2 protein-coding genes are annotated in these 25,856 nt (G+C 70.5%); both read right to left on the reverse strand.

Going from position 1 to position 25,856, the window contains the following annotated elements:
- Positions 1-13: 13 nt before the first annotated feature.
- Positions 14-20,905 (reverse strand): non-ribosomal peptide synthase/polyketide synthase, encoded by a 20,892-nt coding sequence (locus MYK68_RS17135; RefSeq protein WP_247864955.1) that lies wholly within the window; start codon positions 20,903-20,905, stop codon positions 14-16.
- The gene (locus MYK68_RS17140) at positions 20,902-25,794 is read right to left on the reverse strand and encodes a non-ribosomal peptide synthetase (protein ID WP_247864956.1); all 4,893 of its coding nucleotides are present in this window, start codon (positions 25,792-25,794) and stop codon (positions 20,902-20,904) included. The genes MYK68_RS17135 and MYK68_RS17140 overlap by 4 nt, the downstream gene beginning before the upstream one ends.
- Between the last annotated feature and the right edge of the window lie 62 nt (positions 25,795-25,856).

Below are 25,856 nucleotides of genomic sequence, written 5' to 3' on the forward strand. Positions count from 1 at the left end.
CGGATACCGAAACTCATGAGTCGATCAGCCCCGCCAGGGTCCGATCGGTGTCGCCGCTCGCGGAGCCGCGCGACCAGGCCGCGATCTCCTCCCGCTCACCGTCACTCACCAGCGGTGCGAGCGCGACCGGGTCGCCGGGATGCCGCGTCACGCCGTCCAGGACGGCGACCAGCCGTTGACCCAGCCTAGCGACGGTCCCTTCCTCGAAGAGATCTGTCGCGTAAACGATGGACACCTGCCAGGGCGCCCCGGAGTGCGCCTCGACATGGAACGCGAGGTCCACCTGAGCTGGGGTGACCGGCGGCGGGACCGGCGTCACCCGCAGCCCCGGCACCGTCACGTCGCCGGTGCGCTGGTGCGCGTGGATCACCGAGAGCAGCACCTGAGCCAGCGGTGAGAACGCCTGCGATCGCACCGGGTTGAGCCGGTCGACCACTGTCTCGAACGGGACGTCCGCGTGCGCGAACGCTTCGAGATCGACACCGCGCACCTGCTCGACCAGATCGTCGAAGGTGGCCGCGATGTCGACGTCGGTGCGGAGGATCAGGGTGTTGACGAACATGCCCACCAGCCCGTCGAGTTCGGCTTGGCCGCGACCGGCGATGGGAGTCGCCACGGCGATGTCCGGGGTCGCCGACAGCCGGGAGAGGAGCACGGCGAGGCCCGCGTGCACCACCATGAACGGACTGACCCCGCGCTCCCGCGCCACCTGCTCGACTCTCTCGCCGAGTTCGCGTGGCAGCTCGACGCGCACCTGCGCGCCCACATGCGTCGCGACCGGTGGCCTCGGACGGTCCGCGGGGAGTTCGAGGACATCGGGGAGTCCGGCGAGGGCGCGTTCCCAGTGCACCAGCTGGCGGCCGACGACGGAGTCCGGGTCTTCCGGACGGCCGAGTTCGGACTGCTGCCAGAGCGCGTAGTCGGCGAATTGCACGGGAAGCTCGGCGAATCCCGGGTCCGCGCCGGCCGCGCGCGCCGAGTACGCCCGGATCATGTCCGAGATCAACGGCCCCATCGACTCGCCGTCGCCGACGATGTGGTGGATCACGGTGAGCAGAACCCAGTCGTCCGGCCCGTCCTGGAGGAGGCGGATCCGCATGGGGGGACGCTCGGCGACGTCGAATCCGGCACCGGCGGCGGCGACGAGCGCGGCGTCGTCGTCGACGACGGCCAGATCGGGCTCGGCGCTCGCCGATCCCGCGGCGTGGATGAGCTGGACGGGCTCACCGTCGACGGCCGGGAACGTGGTCCGCAGGACCTCATGGCGTGCGACGACGTCGCGGGCCGCCTGCCTGAGCGCCGTGAGATCCAGCCGACCCCGCAGACGCACCGCGACCGGGATGTTATACGTGGGCGCTTCCGGATCGAAGCGGTTGATGAACCACATGCGCTGCTGAGCGAAGGACAACGGAATGCGCTCAGGCCGGGGATGGGCGGCCGAGACGGGCGCCAGCGACGGCGACCGGCCCGAGACGGTGGCCGCCAGTGCCCGAACGGTCGGCGCGTCGAAGACGTCACGGACCGATATCTGCACGCCGAGGGCCCCCGCCACCCGCGCCGCCAAGCGCATCGCGGCGAGTGAATTGCCGCCCAGGTCGAAGAACGACTCGGTGACCGAGACCTCGTCGACGCCGACCAGATCGGCGAACACCCGGGCGATGACGGTCTCATCTTCGCTCGCCGGCGGCACGTACTCGGCGGCGCCGAGTTCCGGGTCGGGCAGTGCGCGACGATCCACCTTGCCCGCGGCGTTCAGCGGGAGGTCGTCGAGGAGCACCCACGCCGTCGGGCGCATGTACTCGGTCAGCACCGAGCCGAGAGCCGTCTCAATGGTCGTGAGATCCGCTGCCGCCGGAGACACATAGCCGACGAGTTGCTCACCCGCCGGTCCGTCGACCACCCGTGCGGCGGCGAGGACCACGCCCGGCACCGCTGCGATGGCGGCCTCCACCTCACCGAGTTCGAGCCGTTGACCACGGAGTTTCACCTGGAAATCGGTGCGGCCGAGGTATTCGAGGTCGCCGTCGGCGGTGCGCCGGACCAGGTCTCCGGTGCGGTACATCCGCGCTCCGGCGGCGCCGAAGGGGTCGGCGACGAAGCGCTCAGCGGTCAGCTCCGGCCGAGCGGCATATCCGCGGGCGGACTGCACCCCGCCGAGATACAGCTCTCCCGCGACCCCGTCGGGGACCGGATGGAGTCGGTGATCCAGAACGAGCGCCGAGGTGTTGGGCATCGGGCGCCCGATCGGCACCAGCTCACCGACCTCGGTCAGTTCGGCCGACATCGTGTAGACGGCCGCCTCGGTCGGGCCGAACAGATTCACCAGCGTCGCGGCCGGCATCCGCTGAGCGGCCCGCTTCGCGACCGCGGGCAGCAACGCCTCGCCGCCGGAGAACAGCACCCGGACTCCCGGCAGCAGCGGATCGTCGTCGACGACGTCCAGGAAGGCCGACAGCAAGGACGGCACGAACTGCACCACCGTGACACCTGCGCGATCGATCTCCTCCGCCAGATAGCGGAGATCTCGATGCCCTTGCGCCTCGGCGATCACCATCGTCTGCCCGGTGACCAGCGGCCAGAACAGTTCGAGCACCGAGGCGTCGAAGGTGTGCGGTGTCTTGAACAGCAGTCGCTGTTCGCCCGCCGGAACATGGTCGTCGAACCAGGTGAGGAAGTTCCAGACCGCCTGGTGAGAGACAGTGACGCCCTTCGGGCGTCCCGTCGACCCGGAGGTGAACAACGTGTATGCCGCGTCGGCGGGGCGCAGCGGGGCACGCCGCTGCGCCGCGCGCAACGGACCGGTGCCCCACGGCGTGTGCGCCGCGGCATCGAACTCGACGACGTGACCACTCAGCGCGGAGACGAAGTCGGGAATCGGACCTCCTGCACGGACGACGGTCACGCCCACGCCGGCGGTCCGCATCATGTACTCGGCACGATCTGCGGGTGTCGACGGATCGATCGGCACGTACTGCCCGCCCGCGGTCGTGATCGCATGAACAGCGATGACCAGTTCCACGCTGCGGTCCATCACCACCCCGACCGCGACGTCCGGCCCGGCCCCGGCGGCGATCAGGCGTCGCGCCAAGTCACCGACTCGTGCGCCGAACTCCGCGTACGACAGCTCGCGGTCACCCGCGACGAGCGCGATCGCCTCGGGCGATCGCGCGAGACTGCGCTCCAGCGCGCCGGCGAGCGTCTCACCGTCGACCGCCGCCGACGGACCGTCGGACGCCTCGAGGACGCGGCCTCGTTCCCTCTCCGCCATCAGCGCGACGTCGCCGACCGCGGTACCGGGTCGCGTGAGCATCGCGTCCAGCACCCGTACGAAGCGGTCGCCGAAGGACGTCACGGTGGCCTCGTCGAACAGATCGGTCGCATAGGTCAGCAGGCCAGTCCAGTCCTCACCCTCCTCGCCTGTGACGATGGTGACGTTGAGATCCATCTGCGCCGGGGGCTCGCCGATCTCCGCCGCACTGATGCTCAGACCGTCCACCTCGACCGCGCCGGGGTCGACCGTCGTCGGGTCGACCGACAGGATCACCTGAACCAGCGGGGAGAACGCATCCGATCGGGTCGGGTTCAGCGCGTCGACGATCGCTTCGAACGGCACCTCGGCGTTCTCGAACGCCGCGAGGTCACCGCTGCGCACCTGCTTCACGATCGCCGTGAAGTCGTCGGCGGTGTCGATCCGGCTCCGCAGGACGAGGGTGTTGACGAACATGCCGACCATGGCGTCCAGCGCGGGCTGGCCGCGGCCGGCCGTCGGCGTGCCGATCACGATGTCATCGGACCCGGACAGGCGGCTGAGCAGCACCGCGAACGCGGCGTGCAAGACCATGAACCGGGTGACACCGTGCGCGGCGGCGAACGCGTCGGCGCGCTGCGCGACCCGTGCGGGAATCGTCAGCCGGAGTTGCGCACCGCGGTGGGTGGCCGTGACCGGCCGCGGCCGATCGGCCGGAAGTTCGAGGACGTCGGGCACCCCGGCCAGCGTCGAACGCCAGAAGTCGAGTTGCCGTCCCATGATCGACGACTGGTCGTCGGGGGCACCGAGGACCTCGTGCTGCCAGATCGCGTAGTCCGCGAACTGGACGTCCAGCGCACCGATCGTCGGCGCATCGCCCGCTGCTCGCGCCGCATAACTCGCCATCAGGTCCGCGGCGAACGGTCCCATCGACTGGCCGTCGAACGCGATGTGGTGCACGACGACGCCGAGGATCCCGTCCGGGCCCGAGGAGGGCAGCCACCGCACACGGATCGGCCAGTCGACCGTCACGTCGAAGCCGCGCATCAATTCGGTGCGCAGTTCGTCGGCGCTCCGCACCGACGCCCAGTCGATCCGCCGCGCCACGTCCGCGGCCGGGGACACGTGCTGGGCGGGTTCACCGTCCTGAGCCGGGAACGTGGTGCGCAGCACCTCGTGGCGACCCACGACGTCGATCACCGCCGCGCGCAGCGCCGCCAGGTCGACCGCGCCCTCGAGGCGCAGCACGGTCGGGATGTTGTAGGTCGGCAGTGCCGGGTCGAGCTGATTGAGGAACCACATCCGCTGCTGCGCGAACGACAACGGCACCCGCTCCGGCCGCGGGGCCGCCGCGGTGATCGGGGGCAGCGCGGGCGCCCGGCCGGCGACAGCCGCTGCCAGCGCCCGCACGCTCGGCGCATCGAACACGTCCCGCACCGACAGCTGGACACCCAGCACCTCGGAGGTGCGAGCGACCAGGCGCATCGCCGCCAGCGAGTTCCCCCCGAGATCGAAGAACGATTCGGTCACCGAGACCCGATCGGCCCCCAGCAGGTCGGCATACACCGCCGCGACGGCCTGCTCGGCGTCGGTCACCGGCGCCGTGTACTCGGCGGCGGTGAACTCCGGTTCGGGAAGCGCCCGGCGGTCGACCTTACCCGCGGTGTTCAGCGGCATCTCGTCGAGGCTCACCCACACCGTGGGCACCATGTACTCGGGCAGCCGGGCGGCCAGCTCCGTGGCGACCCGGTCGGTGCCGGCCGACGAGGGTGCGACGTAGCCGACCAGTTGATCTCCCGCGGGTCCCTCGACGACGCGGGCCGCAGCGTGGACCACGCCCGGAGCGGCGGCGATCGCCGCCTCGACCTCGCCGAGTTCCATCCGCTGACCACGCAGCTTCACTTGGAAATCGGTGCGGCCCAAGTACTCGAGCTCTCCGTCCGGGCGACGACGCACCAGGTCACCGGTGCGGTACATGCGCGCCGAAGGCTCACCGAACGGATCGGCGACGAAGCGCTCCGCGGTCAGGTCGGCCCGGGACGCGTAGCCGCGCGCGGACTGTATCCCGCCGAGATACAGTTCGCCGGACACGCCGTCGGGCACCAGGTTCAGGCGATCGTCGAGCACCAGCGCCGTCGTATTGCGCATCGGGCGTCCGATCGGCACCACCTCGCCGACCCGATCGAGATGCGCGGACATCGTGTACACCGCGGCCTCAGTCGGCCCGAAGAGATTCGTCACCGTCGCCTGTGGCACCCGCCGGCGGAAATCGCTCGCGACGGCCGGCGGCAAGGCCTCACCGCCGGAGAACAGCACCCGCAGCCCCGGCAGCAGCGGGCCGTCCCCGACTACGTCCAGGAACGCGGCCAGCAGCGAGGGAACAAACTGCACCACGGTGACGCCGGCCTCGTTCATCACGTCCGCGAGATACCGTGGATCGCGGTGTCCCTGCGCATCGGCGATCACCATGGTGCGCCCCGTAGCCGGCGGCCAGAACAGTTCGAGGACCGACGCGTCGAAAGTGTGCGGGGTCTTGAACAGCAATCGCTGATCGCCCGCCGGCACCAACTCGTCGAACCACGCCACGAAGTTCCGCACGGCGCGATGCGAGACGGTCACGCCCTTTGGCACGCCGGTCGAGCCCGAGGTGAACAACGTGTACGCCGCGAGACCGGATCGGAGCGCGGTGCCCGCGCCGGGAGTGAGCGAAGGCACGTCCACCGGCAGCTCGGCAGCGCCGTCGACCTCGATGACCGGCACGTCGAGCGCCGTGACGTAGTCCGGCGCGGCCTCGGCCGCGGACGTGAGGACCGCGCCGACCCCCGCCGTCCGGGCGATGTACCTTGCACGGTCGAGCGGCGCGTCGATCGCGATCGGCACGTACTGCCCGCCCGCGGCCATGATCGCGTGCACGGCGATCACCAGTTCCACGCTGCGGTCCATCACCACGCCGACGGCGGAATCCGGACCCACGCCGATCGCGGCGAGGCGGTGCCCGAGTGCGCCGACTCGCACACCGAACTCCCGGTAGGTCACCTCGCGGTCGCCGGCGATCAGCGCCACCGCCTCGGGTACGCGCGCCACGCTCGCTGCGACCGCCTCGGCGATCGTCTCGTCGAGCACCGGTTCGAGGGAGCCGGCGGACTCCGCCAGCACCGCCGGCAGTTCGTCGGCGAGCACCAGGGGGACATCGCCGACCGGTGTCTCCGGCGCGGTGAGCGCCCCCGCGAGCACGCGGACGAACCGCGCGCCCAGCGCCTCGATCGTGGACGGCTCGAAGAGATCGGTCGCGTAGGTGAGCACGGCCCGCCATGCCTCGCCGGCCTCCCCGGTGGCGACGGTCAGATTCAGATCGAGCTGGGCCGGCTCGTCGGCCACCTCGACCGGTTCGGCCCGCAGCCCGCCGACCGTGACCGGTTCGGTCGGAGCGCCGACCGGATCCACCGACAGAATCACCTGCACGATCGGGGAGAATGCCTCCGACCGCACCGGATTCAGCGCGTCGACCACCGACTCGAACGGCACCCGGGCGTGATCGAACGCCTCGATGTCGCGCCTGCGGACGTCGGACAGCAGCGACTCAAACGGCACCCGGGCGTCGACACGGGTACGCAGCGCGAGGGTGTTGACGAACATGCCGATGAGGGAATCGAGTTCACGGCGCCCGCGCCCACCGACCGGTGCGCCGATCACGATGTCGCCCGCACCCGACAAGCGGGCCAGCAGGACCGCGAATGCGGCGTGCAGGACGATGAAGCGCGTCGCTCCGTACCGCGCAGCGGCCGCATCCACCAGCGCGGCGACCTCGGCGGGGATGTCGAAGACGTGCTGCCGACCGCGGTGGCTCGCCACCGGAGGCCGCGGCCGATCCGACGGCAGGGTCAGGACATCGGGGACGCCGGCCAATTCGTCGCGCCAGAAGGCCAGTTCGCGGCCGACCACCGACTCGGTGTCGCCGGGCTCACCGAGGACCGCCCGCTGCCAGATCGCGTAGTCGGCGTACTGCACGGGCAACGGTTCCAGACCGGGTGCCCGCCCGCCCACGCGGGCCGCGTACGAGGCGAGCAGATCGCTCGCGAGCGGACCGAACGACTGCCCGTCGAAGGCGATGTGGTGGACCACCACGCCGAGGTACGTCTCCCCCGCCCCCGTACGCGCGAGGCGCACGCGGATCGGCCACTCGGTGGCCAGGTCGAATCCCCGGCGGAGTTCGGCGGCGAGATCGTCCGCCGCGGAGCACTCCCGCCAATCGAGCCGGTCGCGCACCTCGTCCACCGGAGACACCACTTGGTGAGGGCGCCCGTCGGCGGCCGGGAACGTCGTCCGCAGGATCTCGTGGCGTCCGACCAGGTCCGCCGCCGCAGCGCGGAGCGCGTCCGCATCGATCTCACCCGTGAGCCGGAACATCGACGGGATGTTGTAGGTCGACTCGGCAGGGTCGAGACGGTTGATGAACCACATGCGCTGTTGCGCGAACGACAGCGGCACCCGATCCGGACGCGGTTCCACGCGAACGATCGGCGCCAGCATCGGCGATCGGTCCACCGCCGCCGCAACCAGCGTCCGCACCGACGGCGCGTCGAAGAGGTCGCGCACACTCAGCTCCGCACCCAGCACCTCACCGGCGCGCGCCACCACTCGCATCGCCGACAGCGAGTTGCCGCCCAGGTCGAAGAACGACCCGGTCACGCTGACTCGCGCGACGCCGAGCAGGTCGGCGAACACCTCCGCGACAGCCGCCTCGTTCGCTCCCTCCGGTGCCACATACTCCGCCTGCGGCATCGCGAGATCCGCGGCGGGCAACGCACGACGATCCAGTTTTCCCGCCGAGTTCAGCACCACCGCATCGAGCGGCATCCACACCGAGGGGCGCATGTAGTCGGGCAGCGCGCCGGCCACCGACGCCTTGACCGCGTCGAGGTCCACCGACGACGGAGCGACGTAGGCGACGAGGAACTCCCCGCCGGCAGCGGCCCGGGCGACCGTCGCCGCGGTGTGCACCACACCGGGGGCCGCGGCGATCGCCGCCTCGATCTCGCCGAGCTCCACGCGCTGGCCGCGCAGCTTCACCTGGAAGTCGGTCCGCCCCAAATACTCGATCTGCTGATCCACGGTCCACCGGACCAGATCGCCGGTCCGGTAAAGCCGGGTTCCCGGCGCCCCGAAGGGATCGGCGACGAAGCGCTCCGCCGTCAACCCGGCCTGCGCCTCGTACCCGCGCGCCACTTGGACTCCACCGAGATAGAGTTCCCCAGGTACCCCGGCGGGCACCGGATGCAGACGGTCGTCGAGCACCAGCGTCGAGGTGTTCCAGACCGGCGCGCCGATCGTCACCACCTCGGGCGCATCGGACACGTCGGCCCAGCTCACCTCGACCGCGGCCTCGGTCGGACCGAACAGATTGTGGATCTCGGTGGTCGGCCACACCGCGTGCGCCGCGGCCGCGACCGACGGCGCCAGCGCCTCGCCCGACGCGAACAACCAGCGCAGCGACGTGAGCGCGGCCAGCCGGTCCCGGTCGACCACATCGAGGAACACCGACAGCATCGACGGCACGAAGTGGACGCTCGTCGCGGCGGTCTCGGCCAGCAGATCAGCGAGGTAGTCCGGTTCCCGGTGCCCGCCCTCCCGGGCGATCACCACGGCGGCGCCGCCGATCAGAGGACCGTACAGTTCCGGCACCGACACATCGAAGGTGTACGGCGTCTTCAGGACCACCCGATCACCGACGGACCACCCGAACCCGTCCAGCCCCCACCGCAGCCGGTTCAGCACCGATCGATGGGTCACCGTGACGCCCTTGGGGACGCCCGTCGAACCCGACGTGAACAGCGTGTACAAGGCGTTCTCCGGCCGCAACGGCGCCAGCCGGTCGGCATCGGTCACCGGGGGAACCGTCAGGTCCACCGCCTCCGACGCGTCAACCTCGAGCAGGACGACCTCGTCCGCTCCGTTCAACGGCTCGGGCGACTCACCGTCAGCCACCAGAACCAGCCGCACACCCGCGGTGTCCAGCATGTACCGCGCCCGGTCGGCCGGAGTGTCCACGCCGATGGGCACGTAGCGGCCACCGGCGGCGGTCACCGCGTGCACGGCGACCAGGAGTTCCACGCCGCGCTCCAGGCACACACCCACCGGGGTGTCCGGACGCACTCCCGCGGCGATCAGGCGCCGCGCGAGCATGGCCACCCGAGCGCCGAACTCGGCGTAGGAGACACTGCGGCCCTCGAACCAGAGGGCTTCGGCCCGCGGCGTCCGCGTCACCTGGGCGGCGACCGCATCGGCCACCGTGTCCGTCGGCAGTGCCACCGTGGAGCCGTGAGATACGGCGAGAATCCGCTCAGTCTCGCCGTCGAGCAGGAGCGGCTCGTCGCCGATCGGAAGTGCGGGTGCGGCGGTCAACTCGTCGAGCAACCGGACGAACCGTCCGGCGAGCAGTTCGGCGGAGGCCGGCTCGAACAGGTCCGTCGCGTAAGTCAGGCTGCCCGACCACGGTCGCGACCGTGGTGCGCTCGCGAGGGTGAAGGTCAGATCCACCTGCGCCGGGACCACCGGCGACGGCACCGGTGCGAGCGTCAGACCCGCCACCTCGAAGCCGGCCGCGGCGGCGGCCGCGGCCGGATCGAAGGAGAGCATCACCTGGGCCAGCGGCGAGAAGGCCTCACTCCGCACCGGATCGAGGGCCTGGACGAGCGCCTCGAACGGCACGTCGGCGTTGGCAAAGGCGTCGAGATCCTCGGCGCGCACCTGCTCGACCAGGGCGGCGAAACTCATCGACGACGCGATGCGCGTCCGCAACACGAGGGTATTGACGAACATGCCGACGAGGGGATCGAGGGCCGCCTGCCCGCGACCCGCGATCGGCGTCGCGATCGCCACTTCGTCGGTGGCCGACAGCCGGGCGAGCAGCACATCCAGCGCGGCATGTACCACCATGAACGGGGTCGCATCCCACTCGCGCGCCAGCGTGGTCAGCCGGTCGGCCACCGTCGCGGGGATCTCGAAGTCGACGCGGGCGCCGCGGTGCGACGCCACTGGGGGACGCGGGTGATCGGCCGGCAGTTCCAGCACCTCGGGCAGTTCCGCCAGTCGCTCACGCCAGTAGCCGAGCTGCGCGCCCAGCACCGAGTCGGGATCGTCGATCGAACCCAGCGCCGCGCGCTGCCAGACCGCGAAGTCGGCGAACTGCACCTCGAGCGGCGCGAACGCCGGAGCATCGCCGGCACGGCGCGCCTCGTACGCCCGCACCAGGTCGGCGACCAGTGGCAGCATCGACTCGCCATCGGCCGCGATGTGGTGCACGACGAGCGCGAGGAGATGTTCGTCCGGACCGTCCCGAAGCACCAGTCCGCGGATCGGCCAGACACGGGTGACGTCGAAGCCGGCGCCGACCGCCGCGGCGAAGTCGTCGTAGGTGTCGAGTACCCGCCAGTCGAGGAGTTCGGGAACACCCTCGACCGGACTGATCCGCTGCACCGCGGCGCCGTCGACGTCCGGGAACACCGTGCGCAGAATCTCATGGCGGATCACGGTGTCCACGAGCGCCGCGCGCAGCGCACCGAGATCGAGGTCGCCGGTGACGCGCAGCAGCACCGGGATGTTGTACGTCGGCGCCTCCGGCTCGAACCGGTTGATGAACCACATCCGCTCCTGGGCGAACGACAACGGGACGTCCGTCGGCCGTGGCGCCGGCGGAATCAGCGGCACCAGCGCGGTGTGGGCGCCGGCCGCTGCCGCAGCCAGGGCGCGCACCGACGGGTCTGCGAACAGATCGCGCACCGACAGCGTCGTGCCGAGCACTTCACCCGCCCGGGCGACGAGCCGCATCGCGGACAGCGAGTTGCCGCCCGCATCGAAGAACGACTCGGTGGCACTCATCCGATCGACACCGAGTACCTCGGCGAAAACCACTGCCAGCCGTTCCTCGACCGGACCTTCCGGCGCCTCGTAGACGTCGGTCGGCGCACCGAACTCGGGCGCCGGCAGCGCCCGACGGTCCAGCTTTCCGGCCGTGTTCAGCGTGATGTCCTCGACCACCATCCACACCGTGGGCACCATGTAGCCGGGTAGCGCGGCCGCCGCCGACGCCTGCACCGCCGCCAGCCCGAGCACCTGCCCCGGCCCGGCCGCCAGATATCCGACCAGATGCTCGCCGCCATCGGGCGACTGGGCCACCGTCACCGCCGCATGCACCACACCCGGCGCGGCCGCCAGCACCGCCTCGATCTCACCGAGCTCGATACGCTGCCCACGCAACTTGACCTGAAAATCGGTGCGGCCCAGATACTCCAACGAACCATCGGTGCGGCGACGCACCAGATCACCGGTCCGGTACAACCGCGCACCGGGGCCACCGAACGGGTCGGCGACAAACCGCTCAGCCGTCAGATCGGCGCGCGAAGCGTAACCGCGGGCCAGTTGCACACCACCCAGATACAACTCACCGGGAATCCCGGCGGGAACAAGCCGCAAACGGTCATCGAGCACCAGCGCCGTCGAGTTCCACACCGGAACGCCGATCGGCACCGTGGAATCACCGGCGGACACCCGCTCGATCCGCTCGTAGGTGATCTCGACAGCGGCTTCGGTCGGACCGTACAGGTTGTAGAACAACGCATCGGGCCAAACCTCGCGGGCCGGAGCGGCCACCGCCGGAGGCAAGGCTTCACCGGTCGTCGACACGATCCGCACCGAACGGAGAGTCTCCAGCGTCTCGGCAGGCACCACGTCGAGGAATACCGACAGCATCGACGGCACAAAATGCACCATCGTCGCCGAAGTCCGGGCGATCTCCGCGGCGAGATACCCCGGCTCCAAATGCCCGCCGGGCTTGAGCACCACGAGCTTGGCACCGACCATCAACGGAGCGAACAGCTCTGGCACCGAGCAGTCGAAGGTGTACGGCGTCTTCTGCACCACCACGTCCGCCGCCCCGATCGGCAACTCGTCCAGCCCCCACCGCAGCCGGTTCACCACCGCGCCCTGAGACAGCGTCACCCCCTTGGGCATACCCGTCGACCCCGACGTGAACAGCGTGTACACCGCCGCTTCGGATGCCACGGACACCTCCCCGGCGCCCCCGGCCGTCGGCCACACCGCGTCAGCATCGACCGGCATCGACGCGTCGACGTCGACGAAGGCGATGCCGACCGTGTCTGCGGCCGCGCACGCGGCGCCCGCGGCCGCCCGGTCGGAGACGATCAGAATCCGCACACCGGCCGTGCGCAGCATGTACTCGACCCGGTCGACCGGAGTATCGAGATCTATCGGCACATACTGGCCGCCCGCAGCCACCACCGCATGAACCGCCACCATCACCTCGACCGACCGCGGCACCGCGACCGCCACCGCGGTCTCCGCGCGCACACCCGCGGCGGCCAGTCGCCGCGCCAGCGCCGCCACGCGGAGCCCGAACTCCCGATAGGTCACCTCCCGCTCACCGAAGACCAGCGCCACCGCCTCCGGCGTCCGCGCCACCTGAGCGGCGACCGCACCGGACAGCGACTCGTCGAGGCCCTCGACGATCCGACCGGTCGACGCCGTGACCAGCTGCTGCCGGGCGGAGTCGTCGGTCAGCGGCAGGTCCCCGACCAGGGTCTCCGGGGCCCGGGCCGCGGCCCGGAGGACCTCCCGGAGACCGTCGGCGAAGATCTCGATCTGCTCGGTGCCGAAGGCACCCGGGAAGTGCTTGAGATTGGCGATCAGCTGCCCGTCGCGCTCCGCGCTGACAAAGGTGACCGGGTAGTGGGTGGCGTCACGCATCTCGATGTCGCGCAACTCCAGTCCCCCGGGACGGGCCGCGGAGATCGACTCGGCGTCGATCGGATACGACTCGTGAAGCACGAGCGTGTCGAACTCGAGCGCGGCCGGTGCGATCGCCGCGAGCGCGGGCAGGCCCACCGACTGGTGGTCGAGCACCCGGACCTTGTCGCTCTGCAGTGCCCCGAGCAGGTCCCGGAACGACCGGCCGGGGTCGGCGTCGACCACCACCGGCAGGGTGTTGATGAAGAGGCCGACCATGGTGTCGACGCCGTCGAGATCGGCGGGACGGCCGGACACGGTCTCGCCGAAGCTGACGACGCGATTGCCGGTGACGCGGGCGAGCAGCACCGCCCACGCGGCCTGCAGCACCGTCGCGAGTGTCACCCCGGTGTCCCGCGCCAGGCGGTGGATAGCGGAGACCTCGGCCCGGTCGAGCGTGAAGGCGAAGTCCTCCGGCATCGCATCGACGGTCGTCGCGCCGGCGGACGCGATACGGGTGGGACCCTCGACCGCATGCAGCACACTCCGCCACGCGTCGAGGCCGACGGGGTCGGCGGAACCCGCGACCGCGCGCACGTGATCGGCGAAGCCCTTCTCGTGCGTCGGCGTGTACGGCGAGCCCGTGGCGTACAGGGCGAGCAGATCGGCCATGACGAGCGGGCCCGACCAGCCGTCGAAGAGCAGGTGATGCGAGGTGACCACGAGATCGGCGCCGCCGTCGTGGGTGACGAGCGCCGCACGCATCAGCGGCGGGGCCGCCAGGTCGAAGCGTTCGAGCCGTTCGGCATCTGCGATCTCGGCGACCCGCGTGGCGACCGCGGCGGCGTCGAGGCCGTCGAGGGCGACGACGCGCAGCGCGACGGGAACCTCCGGCGGCACCACCGCGACGACACCGGCGTCGATCTGCCGGAAGCCGGAGCGGAGTACCCGGTGGTGGCCGACGAGCGCGGTCATCGCGGCGCGCAACCGCGCCTCGTCGACCTCGCCGGCGAAACTGATCCGCACCTGAATGTGGTAGGCGTCGACCTCGTCGGGACCGGCGAAGACCGACTGGAAGTACAGGCCCAGCTGCAACGGCGTGAGCGGCCACACGTCGGCACCGGGGAGCTCGCCGGCCAGGCGGTCCAGTTCGGATTGGGTCACGCCCGAGCCCGGCACGTCCGACGGGGAGAGCCCGATCTCGCCGGACGTCGCCGCCGCGGCCTCAGCGAGTTCGGCGGACCAGCGTTCTCCGAGGTCGGTGACGTCGGCGCTGGTCAGCAACGCCTCGGGGAACCGGAAGCGGGTACGCAGCCGGCGGCCGTCACCCTCGGTGATCGCGACCGTGTCGACGACCAGCGCCGCCGGCATGGCCATGTCGCCGTTCGGCGAGCCCGGGAGCTCCAGCGCCTCCCCCACCGGGGAGAAGGCCAGGCCCGCGCCGGCGCGAGAATCGCCGACCGCGCCGAGATAGTTGAAGAGGATCGACGGCATCGGCCGTTCGGCCAGCGCACCGCCGGCGCGGTAGCGCAGTTCTCCGAATCCCGCTCCTCGGTCGGGGACACCGAGCCGCTCCTCCTTCGCGGCCTTGATCGCGTGCACCACATCGTCGGCGGGGTCGAGCATCATCGGGATGAGCGTGGTGAACCAGCCGACCGTGCGCGAAAGATCGGCGCGGACCGGCTCGGCGCCGGTTTCGAGGATCGGCTCGTCGCGACCGTGCCCTTCGACGAGCACGCCGATCTGCTCGTCGTCGACGATCCCGCGGGCCCGCTGCCAACTGCGGATCGCCCGCGCGAGCGTCCCCAGCAGGACATCATTGATGTTCCCGCCGAACGCCTGCGGGAGCGACGTCAGCACCGCATCGGTGATCTCCGGCGTGAGGTGATGCACCACGCTGGTCGCGGTCCGCTCGCGGTCGCGCGCGCGGTCGAACTCGGCGCCCAGGCTGGTAGTCCGTTCCGGGAGACGCGCCAGCCAGTAGCCGGTCTGATCGTCGAAGCCCTTCGCATGCTCGGCGATCGCCGCGGCCCAGGTCCGCTGCGAGGTCACCTCCGGACGCAGCGCGACCTCCGCACCCGACTGCCGCTGGCTCCAGGCCGTGATCAGGTCCTCCACGATCACCGGCCAGGAGACCGTGTCCACCCCCAGGTGATGGATCACCAGGACGATCCGCGCTCCCTCACCATCGGCGGACACCAGCACGGCCTGAACGAGACGTCCCGCGGCGGGATCGAGCCGCCGCGATGCCGCATGGAACGCGGCGCGCAGATCGGCCGCGTAGCCGTTCGAATCGACCGGATGCGGCGAGGTCACCGCGGCCACCGAGTCGGCGGGGTCGAAGCCGGTACCCGCGTCGAGCGACCAGTCGCCGTCCCGGTCGCGAAGGCGCGCCGAGAGCATCGGGTGCACCGCGACGACCGCGGCCAAGAGCTCACCCAGGACAGACTCGGTGAGCCCTTCGGGGGCGACGAGGATCGCGGACTGCGAGAAGTCGGCGAAGTCCCGCGGACCGTCGGACGACTCGAGCATCCAGGAGACCGCGGGCCGGATGACCGAGGCCCCGGCACCGCCGCCGGGCAGTTCCTCGAGCAGCGGCACACCGCGGTTCAGGTCTGCCGCCAGGGCCGCCATTCTCCGGACCGAGCGGCTCTCGAAGATGTCCTTCGGAGACAGCTCCCACCCGGCCGCACGCGCCGCCGATGCCAGCCGGATCGAGAGGATGGAGTCTCCGCCCAACGCGAAGAACGACTCGGTGACCGACACCCGGTCGATGTCGAGCAGTCCGGCGACGATCGCGGCCAGTTGTTCCTCGATCGGACCGACCGGTGGCACGTAGTCCGCCGCCACGATCTCGAAATCCGGCTCGGGCAGCGCGCGACGGTCCAGCTTTCCCGCACTGCTGAGGACCACCTCGTCGAGCCGCATCCAGATCGTGGGCACCATGTACTCGGGCAGCGCCGCCGACACCGAGGCCTTGACCGCGTCGAGATCCGCCGAGGCCGGTGCCACGTAGCCGACCAGCACCTGGCCGCCGGCTGGGGCCTCCGCGACGACGGCCGCGGCATGGACGACGCCGGGCGTCGCGGCGATCACCGCCTCGATCTCGCCCAGTTCGATGCGCTGGCCGCGCAGCTTCACCTGGAAATCGGTGCGCCCGAGGTAGAGGAGCGATCCGTCGGCCCGCCTGCGCACCAGGTCGCCGGTGCGGTAGAGCCGCGCACCGGACCCTCCGAACGGATCGGCCACGAACCGCTCGGCGCTCAGATCCGGACGCCCCGCGTATCCGCGCGCCAACTGCACACCGCCCAGATACAGCTCGCCCGGCACCCCGTCCGGCACCAGACACAGTCGCGGATCGAGGACCAGGGCGAGCGTGTTCGCCACCGGACGGCCGATTGGCACCTCCACCTCGCCCGGCAGGACGCGGGCGGCGGTGACGTCCACCGCGGCCTCGGTCGGACCGTACAGATTGTGCAGTTCCACGCCGGGCAGCGCCGAGAGCAGTGCCTGCGCAACCGTCGGAGTCAGTGCCTCACCCGAGGTGAACACCGCACGCAACGAGGTCAGCTCCCCCAGTCGCCCGCCGAGGACGTCCACGAACACCGACAGCATCGACGGCACGAAGTGCACCAGCGACACACTCTCGCGCGTGAGAGTCGCCGCCAGATACTCGGGATCGCGGTGTCCGCCCGGCCGGGCGACGACCAGCCGCGCGCCGACCGTGAACGGCAGATACAACTCCCACACGGACACGTCGAACGTATACGGCGTCTTCAGCAGGAAACGGTCCCCCGCATCGATGCCGTAGTCACGCCGCATCCACTCGAGGCGATTGACCACCGCATCGTGCGCGACCGTCACGCCCTTGGGAACGCCCGTCGATCCGGACGTGAAGAGCGTGTAGAGGGCGGTATCACCCTGCACCGGCGCCAAGCGCTCGCGGTCGGTCACCGGTCCCGCCGCACGATCCACCTCGGCCGACGAATCGACCTCGTGCAGTCGCACACCCGCCACGCCGGCCAGCGGCGCGGGCACATCTCCCGCGGCGACCAGCACGAGCGACGCCCCGGCAGCGGCCAGCATGCCCACCGCTCGTTCGCGTGGCGCATCCATACCGACGGGCACATACTGGCCACCGGCCGCCGAGATCGCGTGAACCGCGAGCACCAGCTCCACGCTGGGCTCCAGGCACACACCCACGGCCACATCGGGGCCCACGCCCACGCTGATCAGCTCCCGCGCGAGGGCGGCCACTCGCGCGCCGAACTCGCCGTAGGAGACAATCCGGTCCTCGAAGACCACCGCGGGCGCGGACGGAGTCCGCGCGCAGCAGGCGGCGACGACATCGGCCAGCCGGCCGGCCGGAACGTCGACGACCGGTCCAGCCGAGGCCGCGAGGACCCGGGCCGCCTCCGCGTCGAGCACCAAGGGCTCGTCGCCGACGGGGGTGTCGGGGTGTGCGGTCAACTCGCCCAGCAGCCGGACGAACCGCTCGGCGAACCGCTCCGCCGACGCCGGCTCGTACAGGTCGGTCGCGTAGATGATCGTTCCGCTCCACGCCTCGGACTCGGCGGCACTCGCGATCGTCACCGTCAGATCCACCTGGGCGGGCACGACGGGCGCCGGCGCGGGCACGATCGACAGCCCGGCGACCTCGAGCCCGGCGGCGGCCGCGGACGCCGCCGGATCCAGCGACAGCATCACCTGGGCGAGCGGGGAGAACGCTTCGCTGCGGACCGGATCCAGCGCCTGCACGAGTGCCTCGAACGGAATGTCCGCGTTGGCGTAGGCGTCGAGGTCGTCGGTGCGAATCCGCTCGACCAGCGTGCGGAACGAGGCGGCCGGATCGACGTGCGCACGCAGCACCAGAGTGTTGACGAACATGCCGACCAGCGGCTCGAGGACTTCTTGGCCGCGGCCCGCCGTCGGTGTCGCGACGGCGATGTCGTCGGTGGCCGACAGCCGGGCGAGCAGCACCGCGAGCGCGGCGTGCAGCACCATGAAGGGCGTCGCGTCCAGTTCCCGCGCCAGTGCCGTCAGCCGGCCGGCGACGGCGGCCGAGATCCCGAAGTCGATCTGTTCACCGCGGTGCGACGCCCGGGCCGGCCGCGGATGATCCGCGGGCAGTTCCAAGACGTCGGGGAGGCCGGCGAGTCGTCCACGCCAGTACGCGAGTTGCGCGCCGAGCACCGAGGCCGCGTCGTCCGGGCTGCCGAGCGCCGTGCGCTGCCACAGCGCGAAATCGGCGAACTGGATCGCCAACGGCGAAAAGCTCGGGATCTCACCGCCTCGCCGCGCGGTGTAGGCCGTCACCAGGTCCGCGACCAGCGGCAGCAATGACTCGCCGTCCGCGCCGATGTGATGGGCGATCAGCCCGAGGAGATGTTCCCCGGGCGCGCTCTGCCAGACCAGCACGCGGATCGGCCACGACGTCGTGACGTCGAACCCCTCCGCCGCGGCCCCGGCGAATTGCTCCGCCGAGTCGAGGATTCGCCAATCGAGCTTCGCCGGAATGTCGGTCACCGGCGAAATCAGTTGTACCGCGACGCCGTCGACGTCGGCGAAGACGGTGCGCAGCACTTCGTGCCGTGCCACCACGTCGCCGACGGCGGCGCGCAGCACGTCGAGGTCCAGGTCTCCCCCGATGCGCAGCGTCATCGGGATGTTGTAGGCGGGGTCGTCCGGATCGAACCGGTTGATGAACCACATCCGTTCCTGCGCCAACGACAACGGCAGCAGGTCCGGGCGGGCGTCCGGAGCGGTCAGCGCGGGCAACGCCGCGCCCAGGTCGCTCACCTTCGCCGCGAGTCCGCGGACGGTGGGCGCGGCGAAGATGTCGCGCATGTTCACGTAGACGCCCAGCACCTCGCAGGCGCGTCCGACGATCTTGGCGGCCAGGAGCGAGTTTCCGCCCAGTTCGAACACCGATTGGGTCACGCTGACGAGGTCGAGGCCCAGCATCTCGCCGACGATCCCGGCGAGCTGCTGCTCCACCCGGTTCGCCGGGGCCACGAACTCGGCCTGCGAGGCGACGACCGGCTTCGGCAGCGCGCGGCGGTCCAGTTTGCCGCTGACGTTCAGGGGCAGCCGGTCCAGCACCATCACGACGTCCGGGACCATGTAGTCGGGCACCTTCGAAGATGCCGCTTCGCGTACCTTCGCCGCATCGAGGGAGCCGCCGTCGGGCATCGTGCCGACCACGTACCCGACGAGTTGCTCCGGAAAGCCGTCGCGCTGCTTCACCGCGGCGGCCGCGGCGTTGACACCGTCGGCGGATTCGAGCGCGGCCTCGACCTCACCGAGCTCGATCCGGTAGCCGCGCACCTTCACCTGATCGTCGGCGCGGCCGAGGAACTCCAGGCCGCCCCCGCGGATGATCGCCACGTCGCCGGACTGGTACATGCGGTCGCCGGGCTCGCCGAACGGATCGGCGACGAAGCGGGTCGAGGTGAGATCGAAGCGGCCGTCGTAACCGCGCGCGAGTTGGTCACCGGCCAGGTAGAGATCGCCCGGCACCCCGTCGGGAACCTGCTTCAAGCGCGCATCCAGCACGTAGACGCGCGACGTCAGCAGCGCAGTGCCCACGTCGCTGGCGAGGGTCTCGCGAACGAACTCCCGGGTCAGCTCCCGCCGCGTCAGATAGACGGTCGCCTCGGTCGGGCCGTACATGTTGTTGAGTTGAGGTCCGTCATTGCCGTCGTACCGCTCGCGATCGTCGAACCAGCGGCGCACCTGCGCGAAGTCCAGGGCCTCCCCGACGAAGATCATCGAGCGCACCGACGGCGACAACCTTCCCGGCGCCGGCTCGCGGACCGCCGCGGCCAGTTGATAGAACGCCGACGGGGTGAGGTTGACGACGGAAATCCGCTCGCGCTCGAGCACCTTGACGAACTCGTCGGGAGCCCGCGTGGTCAGGTAGTCGAGGACGACGAGACGCCCGCCGAAGGCCAACGCCGGCCAGATCTCGCCGACGGAGAGGTCGAAGCCGTACGACTGGAACATGCTCCACACGTCGTCGGGCGAATAGTCGTACTCGTTCGCCAGCGCCGCGAGCAGGGCGACCAGGTCGGCGTGCGTCACGACGACGCCCTTGGGCCGGCCGGTGGAGCCCGACGTGTACATCACGTACGCGGCGTGGCGCGGGTCGACCGCGCGCGGGATCATCGACCGCGCCGGCTCGGTCGCCCCGTCGGCCGCCTCGTCGACGGTCATCAGCGGAAAACCGGTGCCCGCCCACAGTTCCCGCCCGGCCGGATCGGTGAGGATCAGCACGGGCGCGGCGTCGTCGATGATCGAACGCAGCCGGTCGACCGGGTGCGACGTGTCCAGCGGCAGATAGGCGGCACCGGTCTTGAGCGTTGCCACCAGGGCGACGATCAGGTCGACGGTGCGCGGCAGCGCCACGCCGACCCGGGTCTCCGGGCCCGCCCCCGCGGCGATCAGCCCCGCGGCGAGGGTGTCCGAGCGCTCATCGAGCTCCCGGTAGGTCAGCGAGCCTCCGTCGAGGTCCGAGACGGCGACCCGGTCGGGTTGACGGCGGGCCACGCCGCGGAAGATCCCCGGCATCGAGGCGAGGTCTTCGCTGCCCGCAGCGTCGTACACCGCGGCGGCGATCCCGGACAGGACCGCGGCCGAACGCGCCGCGATCTCATCTGGTGAGAGCTCGGTGACCGGGAGGGCTCCGGTGATCGCCGCGTTGACCGCGATACCCGCGTCCAGACCCTGTGCCGCGAGCACACCCGCGGTCGCCGACACCTGGGCGTGCAAGCTCGCGAAGGTGACCGGGGAACCTTCGCGATCGATGGCGATCCGGTCTGGATCGACGGCGGCCACAAAGGCGATCTGGTCGACGACGGCCGGGGAGCCTCCCCACAGCCGAGCGAACTCAAGTCCCGTTGGCGTGGGAAGTGTCATTTCGGCTGGGATCCCTCCGGTTCGAGTACGCCGGTGGCCTCCAAGGCGTGCCGGCGCAATTCTCCGAGTGCATCACCGAGGGCCTCGGCGCCGGCCGCGGCAAGCCCGGGAACCACTGTGAGCAGCGCCGTGGTCAGTGCCGCATCCGCATCGGCCATGGCCGCGGCCATCACCGAAGCCGTTCCGGAGAGCGTCGCGAAGTCGACCTCCGTGCCCATCGCGCACACCGCGCGCATCTGCGGAGCGGCCGCGGCGGCCTGCACGACCAAGTCGCTGAGCGGGGTATCGATCTCGGTGACGGCGTCCTCGGCGGCGGCCACTTCGTCCGGCGTCGCGATCGAGATGTCACCCAGGATCGTTTCGGGATCGGCGGCGATCGTCTCCAGCACCCGCAGATAGCGATCGGCGAACACCTGCACGGTGCGCTGGTCGAACAGGTCCGCCGAATACAGCAGCTCCGCGCGGATCGCGTCGTCGGCGGTGCGTGCACCGAGCGCGATCGGGTCGCTGGGGAACAGCGTCAACTGCAGGTCGACCTTGGCCGGAGTGTCGGCTTCAGGCACTGCGGTGATCGTCAGACGATCGAGGGCCACCGCCGGGAATTCGAGATTCTGGAACGAGAACACCACCTGGAACACCGGATTGAACGCATTCGAGCGCGGCACGCCGAGCTCGGCGACGACAGACTCGAAGGCCACGTCCGCATGCGCCATGTCGGCCAGATCGTCATCGCGCACCTGCTCCAGGAACGCGCCGAACGGCATGCCGGGGTCGATGGCCGTACGCAAGGCCAGCGTGTTCACGAACATGCCCACGAGGTCGTCGAGCACGGCCTGCCCGCGTCCCGCGTGCGGCGTGCCCACCACCACGTCGGTGCTGCCGCTGAGCCTTCCGAGTAGCAGGGCGAGTGCCGCATGGGTCACCATGAACAGCGTGGCGTTGTGCTGACGCGCGACCTTCTCCAAGTCCACCACCAGGTCGGCGGGCAGATCGAAATGAATGGTTCCGCCGGCACCGCTCGAGGTGGCCGGCCGCGGCCGGTCGGCGGGCAGATCGATCGACTCCGGCGCTCCGGTCAGGCGCTCGCGCCAGTAGTTCACCTGCCGGTCACGCAGGGTCACCCCGTCGTCGGACGCCGACAGCCGCCCTTCCTGCCAGACGGCGTAGTCCGCGTACTGCACGGCCAGCGGATACCACCGTGGACTCTCGCCCGAGTGGCGAGCACCGTAAGCGACCATGAAGTCGTGCGCCAGCGGCGCCATCGACGCACCGTCAGCACTGATGTGATGGATCACGAAGGCCAGCACGTGATCGTCCTCGGCGACCTTCAACAGCCGGATGTTGACGGGCACGGTCGTCGCCACGTCGAAGCCACGATCGGTGACCTCGGAGATCGCCGCCTCAAGCGGCCCGGTGACGTCGACGGGCTCCAGGTCGAGGGCCGCCAGCATCACCTCGGCCGGCTCGACGACCATCATCGGGGTGCCACCCTGCATCGGGTAGCGGGTGCGCAGCGGCGCTTGGCGTTCCACCAGGTCGGCGACGGCCCCCCGCAGCGCGGCGAGATCGAGCGATCCCCGCAGCCGGAGGACGAGCGGGAGGTTGTACGCCGCCGAGTCGATGTCGGCCTGATTGAGCAGCCACATGCCGCGCTGGGCTTCGGAGACGGGCACCGGGCCGGGGTGGTCGAGCGCCGTCAACTCCGGACCGCGATCGGTGTCAGTCAGCTTCTCGACTTCGGCGGCGACGCCGGCGACGTCGTCGCCGTCGAAGATGGTGCGCACGGTGACCGAACGACCCACCGCCTCGGACAGCCGGGCCGCCAGCCGCGCCGCCGACAGCGACGTTCCGCCCAGCGCGAAGAAGCTGTCCCGGACGCTGACCCGTTCGACGTCGAGCATCTCGGCGTAGATCTGAGCGATGGTCTCTTCCAGCGCGGTTCGCGGTGCAAGGTACTCCGACCTGGACGAATGAAACTCCACCCGGGGCATCCGCCGACGGTCGATCTTGCCGACGAGCGTGGTCGGGAACTCGTCGATCACCATCACGGTGTGCGGCACCAGGTGCGGCGGCAGGTGCGCGGACACGAACTCCAGCACCTCGTCGGGCCCGATGTCCGAACCCTCGACGAGACTCACGTAGGAGACGAGCACCGTGTCGCCGGCGGGCCCTTGCGCACCAAGACTCAACGCGTTGCCGACGTCCGGGTGCGACAGCAACGCGGCGTCGACCTCGCCCGGCTCGATCCGCATCCCGCGGATCTTGAGCTGAAAGTCGCTCCGTCCGCGGAAGTCCAGCCGCCCGTCCGCGCGGCGCGCGGCGCGGTCGCCTGTGCGGTACATCCGCGTGCCAGGCTCGAACGGACTCGCCACGAAGGCGGTCGCGGTCTGGCCGGGGTTGTGGAGGTACCCGAGAGCGAGCTGATCGCCGGTGAGGTAGAGATCACCCGTCGCGCCGACGGGGGCCGGATGCAGCGCGGCGTCGAGCACCAGTGCGCCGACCCCGTCGAGGCCGCGACCGATGGTGATCTCGTCGTCCTGCTCGTAGGGGCCGTCGCCGGTCGCCCAGACCGTCGCTTCGGTCGGTCCGTACAGGTTGAAGAAGGCGCGGTCCGCCGCCCTCCACTGGCGCATGAGGTCGGGCGGGCAGGCCTCGCCTGCGCTGAGGGCCACCTCCAGCGAGGGCACCGCGGCGGGATCGATGGTGCGCAGCGCCGAGGGCGTCATGACGGCGTGACTCACACCGTTCTCGGTGATCAGGCGTTCCAATTCCTGACCCGCGTAGGTGTTCACCTCGGCGACCACGAGCCGGCCACCGGGGGCGAGCGCCATGAGCATCTCGAAGACCGACGCGTCGAAGCTCGGCGAGGCGACGTGCAGGACACGTGAGTTCTCGGTGAGACCGAAGACCCGCTGCTGGTTCTCCACAAGGTTGGCGAGACCGCGGTTGGGCACGACGGTGCCCTTCGGCGTACCCGTCGAGCCGGAGGTGTAGATCAGATAGGCGGGATCGTCGAGCTGCGGAGTCCGGAGGAGTTCGGCCTTCGTGATCGGCTCGGCACTGTGTGCCGTGAGCGCCTCCTGCGCCTGCGGGTCGTCAATGACGATCCAGTCGGTGCCGAGGTGACATTCGATCCCGACGCCACCGAGCGCCAGGCCGAGAATCGCTCCGGCGTCGGCGAGCATCATCTCGCGCCGCTCCGCCGGGTGCCGGGGATCGACGCTGACGAAGGCGGCGCCGGTCTTGGCTACCGCGACGCAGGCAACCACCGACCATTCGCACCGCGCCATGTCGACGGCGATCACGGAGCCGGGTCCGGCGCCCCGGGCGATCAGCTCGCGGGCGAGCCGGTTGGTCGCCTGCTCGAACTGCTGCGCCCCGATGCTCTGCGCGCCGATGACGGCCACCGCGTCGGGCGGGCGCAGCGCCTCGCCCCGGTTCAGGATGTCCCGCAGGGTGGACGGCTGGGCACCGCGCGCGCGCCGCGTGAGCGCCTCACGCTCGCTGTGCGGCACCAGGCTCAGTTCGGCGAGGGACCGATCCGGATCGTCGAGCATGGTGCGAACGAATCGTTCGAGGAAGCTGATGAACCGCACGTGGTGCGCGCCCAGCGTCTCCCCGGTGTAGAGGCCCGGATTGCCGTGTAGATCCACCGAGAGCGGAGCGTCCGGCCCCGGCTGGTAGAGCATCACGAGCAGGTCTTCCAGCGCTCCGGCCGCGAGGATGTGGTAGTCGAGTTCCCCGCCGTCGATGGCGAGCGGCGTGTCGAAGAAGATCATGTTGACCGTCGGGCCGAAGGACATCGAGGCACTCGACAGGCCCGCATCCCGGCGGATGTCGTCAGAGCGGTACCGCTGATGGCGGAGCGCACCCGTCAGTTCCAGCAGTGTCGCCGCGATCAGCTCCCGGCCGGTGGCCGCCGCGTGCGCCTGCAGTCGTACCGGGACCACGTTGGAGACCATGCCCGCCGAGTCTTTGATCTTCGCCGTGAGCCGGCCCGCCACCGGCAGACTGAGGACGACGTCGTCGGAGCCGCTCATCCTCGCGAGATAGGCGCCGAACGCGGCGGTGACCACCACCGCGGGAGAACTGCCGAGAGCATGAGCGAGGGCTTCGATGCCGTTCTGCAGATCCGCCGTGAGCACCCGTTCGCTCACGATGTTCTCGAACGAGGGCGAGACGGCGCCCTTCGGGTCGGCGAGGCCGATCCCCTCGGGCAGGTCCCGGACCCGCTCGGACCAGTGCGCCCGGTCGGTCTCCCGCCGCCTGCTGTCTTCGTATCCGTAGGCGTACTCGTTGAGTTCGGCGAGCGTCGCGCCGGGCTTCGCATCGACCACGCCCCCGGCACGGAGTGCGTTGTAGCGGCGCAGCACTCGCTTGAGCATGGTCATGGCGCCGTAACCGTCGATCACCAGATGATGTCCACGCAAGTACCAGATCGTGTGGTCGTCGGCGACCCGAATCAGCGCCGACGCGGCCAGGGAATCCCGGATCAGGTCGATCGTGCGACCGTACTCGGCGAGCATCCAGCGTTTGGCCTCGCCGAGGGGATCGGGGGCGGACCGGAAGTCGATCCGTTCGACCTTCTGGTCGTACTCCGGATCGACGTACTGCATAGGAATGCCATCGACTTCGACGATCCTCAGATACGGCGATTCGAGCTCCCGGCCGACGACCTCAGTGCAGTCGGCGAGCAGATCCAGATCGAGTTCGCCCGGTTCGTGCCGGATGTCGACATATTGAGCGATGTTGACCGAGTAATCGGGCGTCAGGCGATCGGCGAACCAGATTCCGCGCTGGGCCGGGGTCAGCGGAAGCAACCCGGGTCGCCGACCGGCCACTCCCGAGCTTTCCCTCGCCGCATTCCCGGCGTCTACCTGCTGCGCCACTGCGCTCTCACCTCTCAATGCACCCGCTCGTCGTTCACTACCGCGTCAACCCCGTACGGGGC

Origin of the sequence: Gordonia sp. PP30 (assembly GCF_023100845.1) — a bacterium.
Lineage (GTDB): Bacteria > Actinomycetota > Actinomycetes > Mycobacteriales > Mycobacteriaceae > Gordonia.

Coding starts and splice junctions, on each gene's coding strand:
- MYK68_RS17135 (WP_247864955.1), bottom strand. CDS start 20,905: ATGACACTTCCCACGCCAACGGGACTTGAGTTCGCTCGGCTGTGGGGA.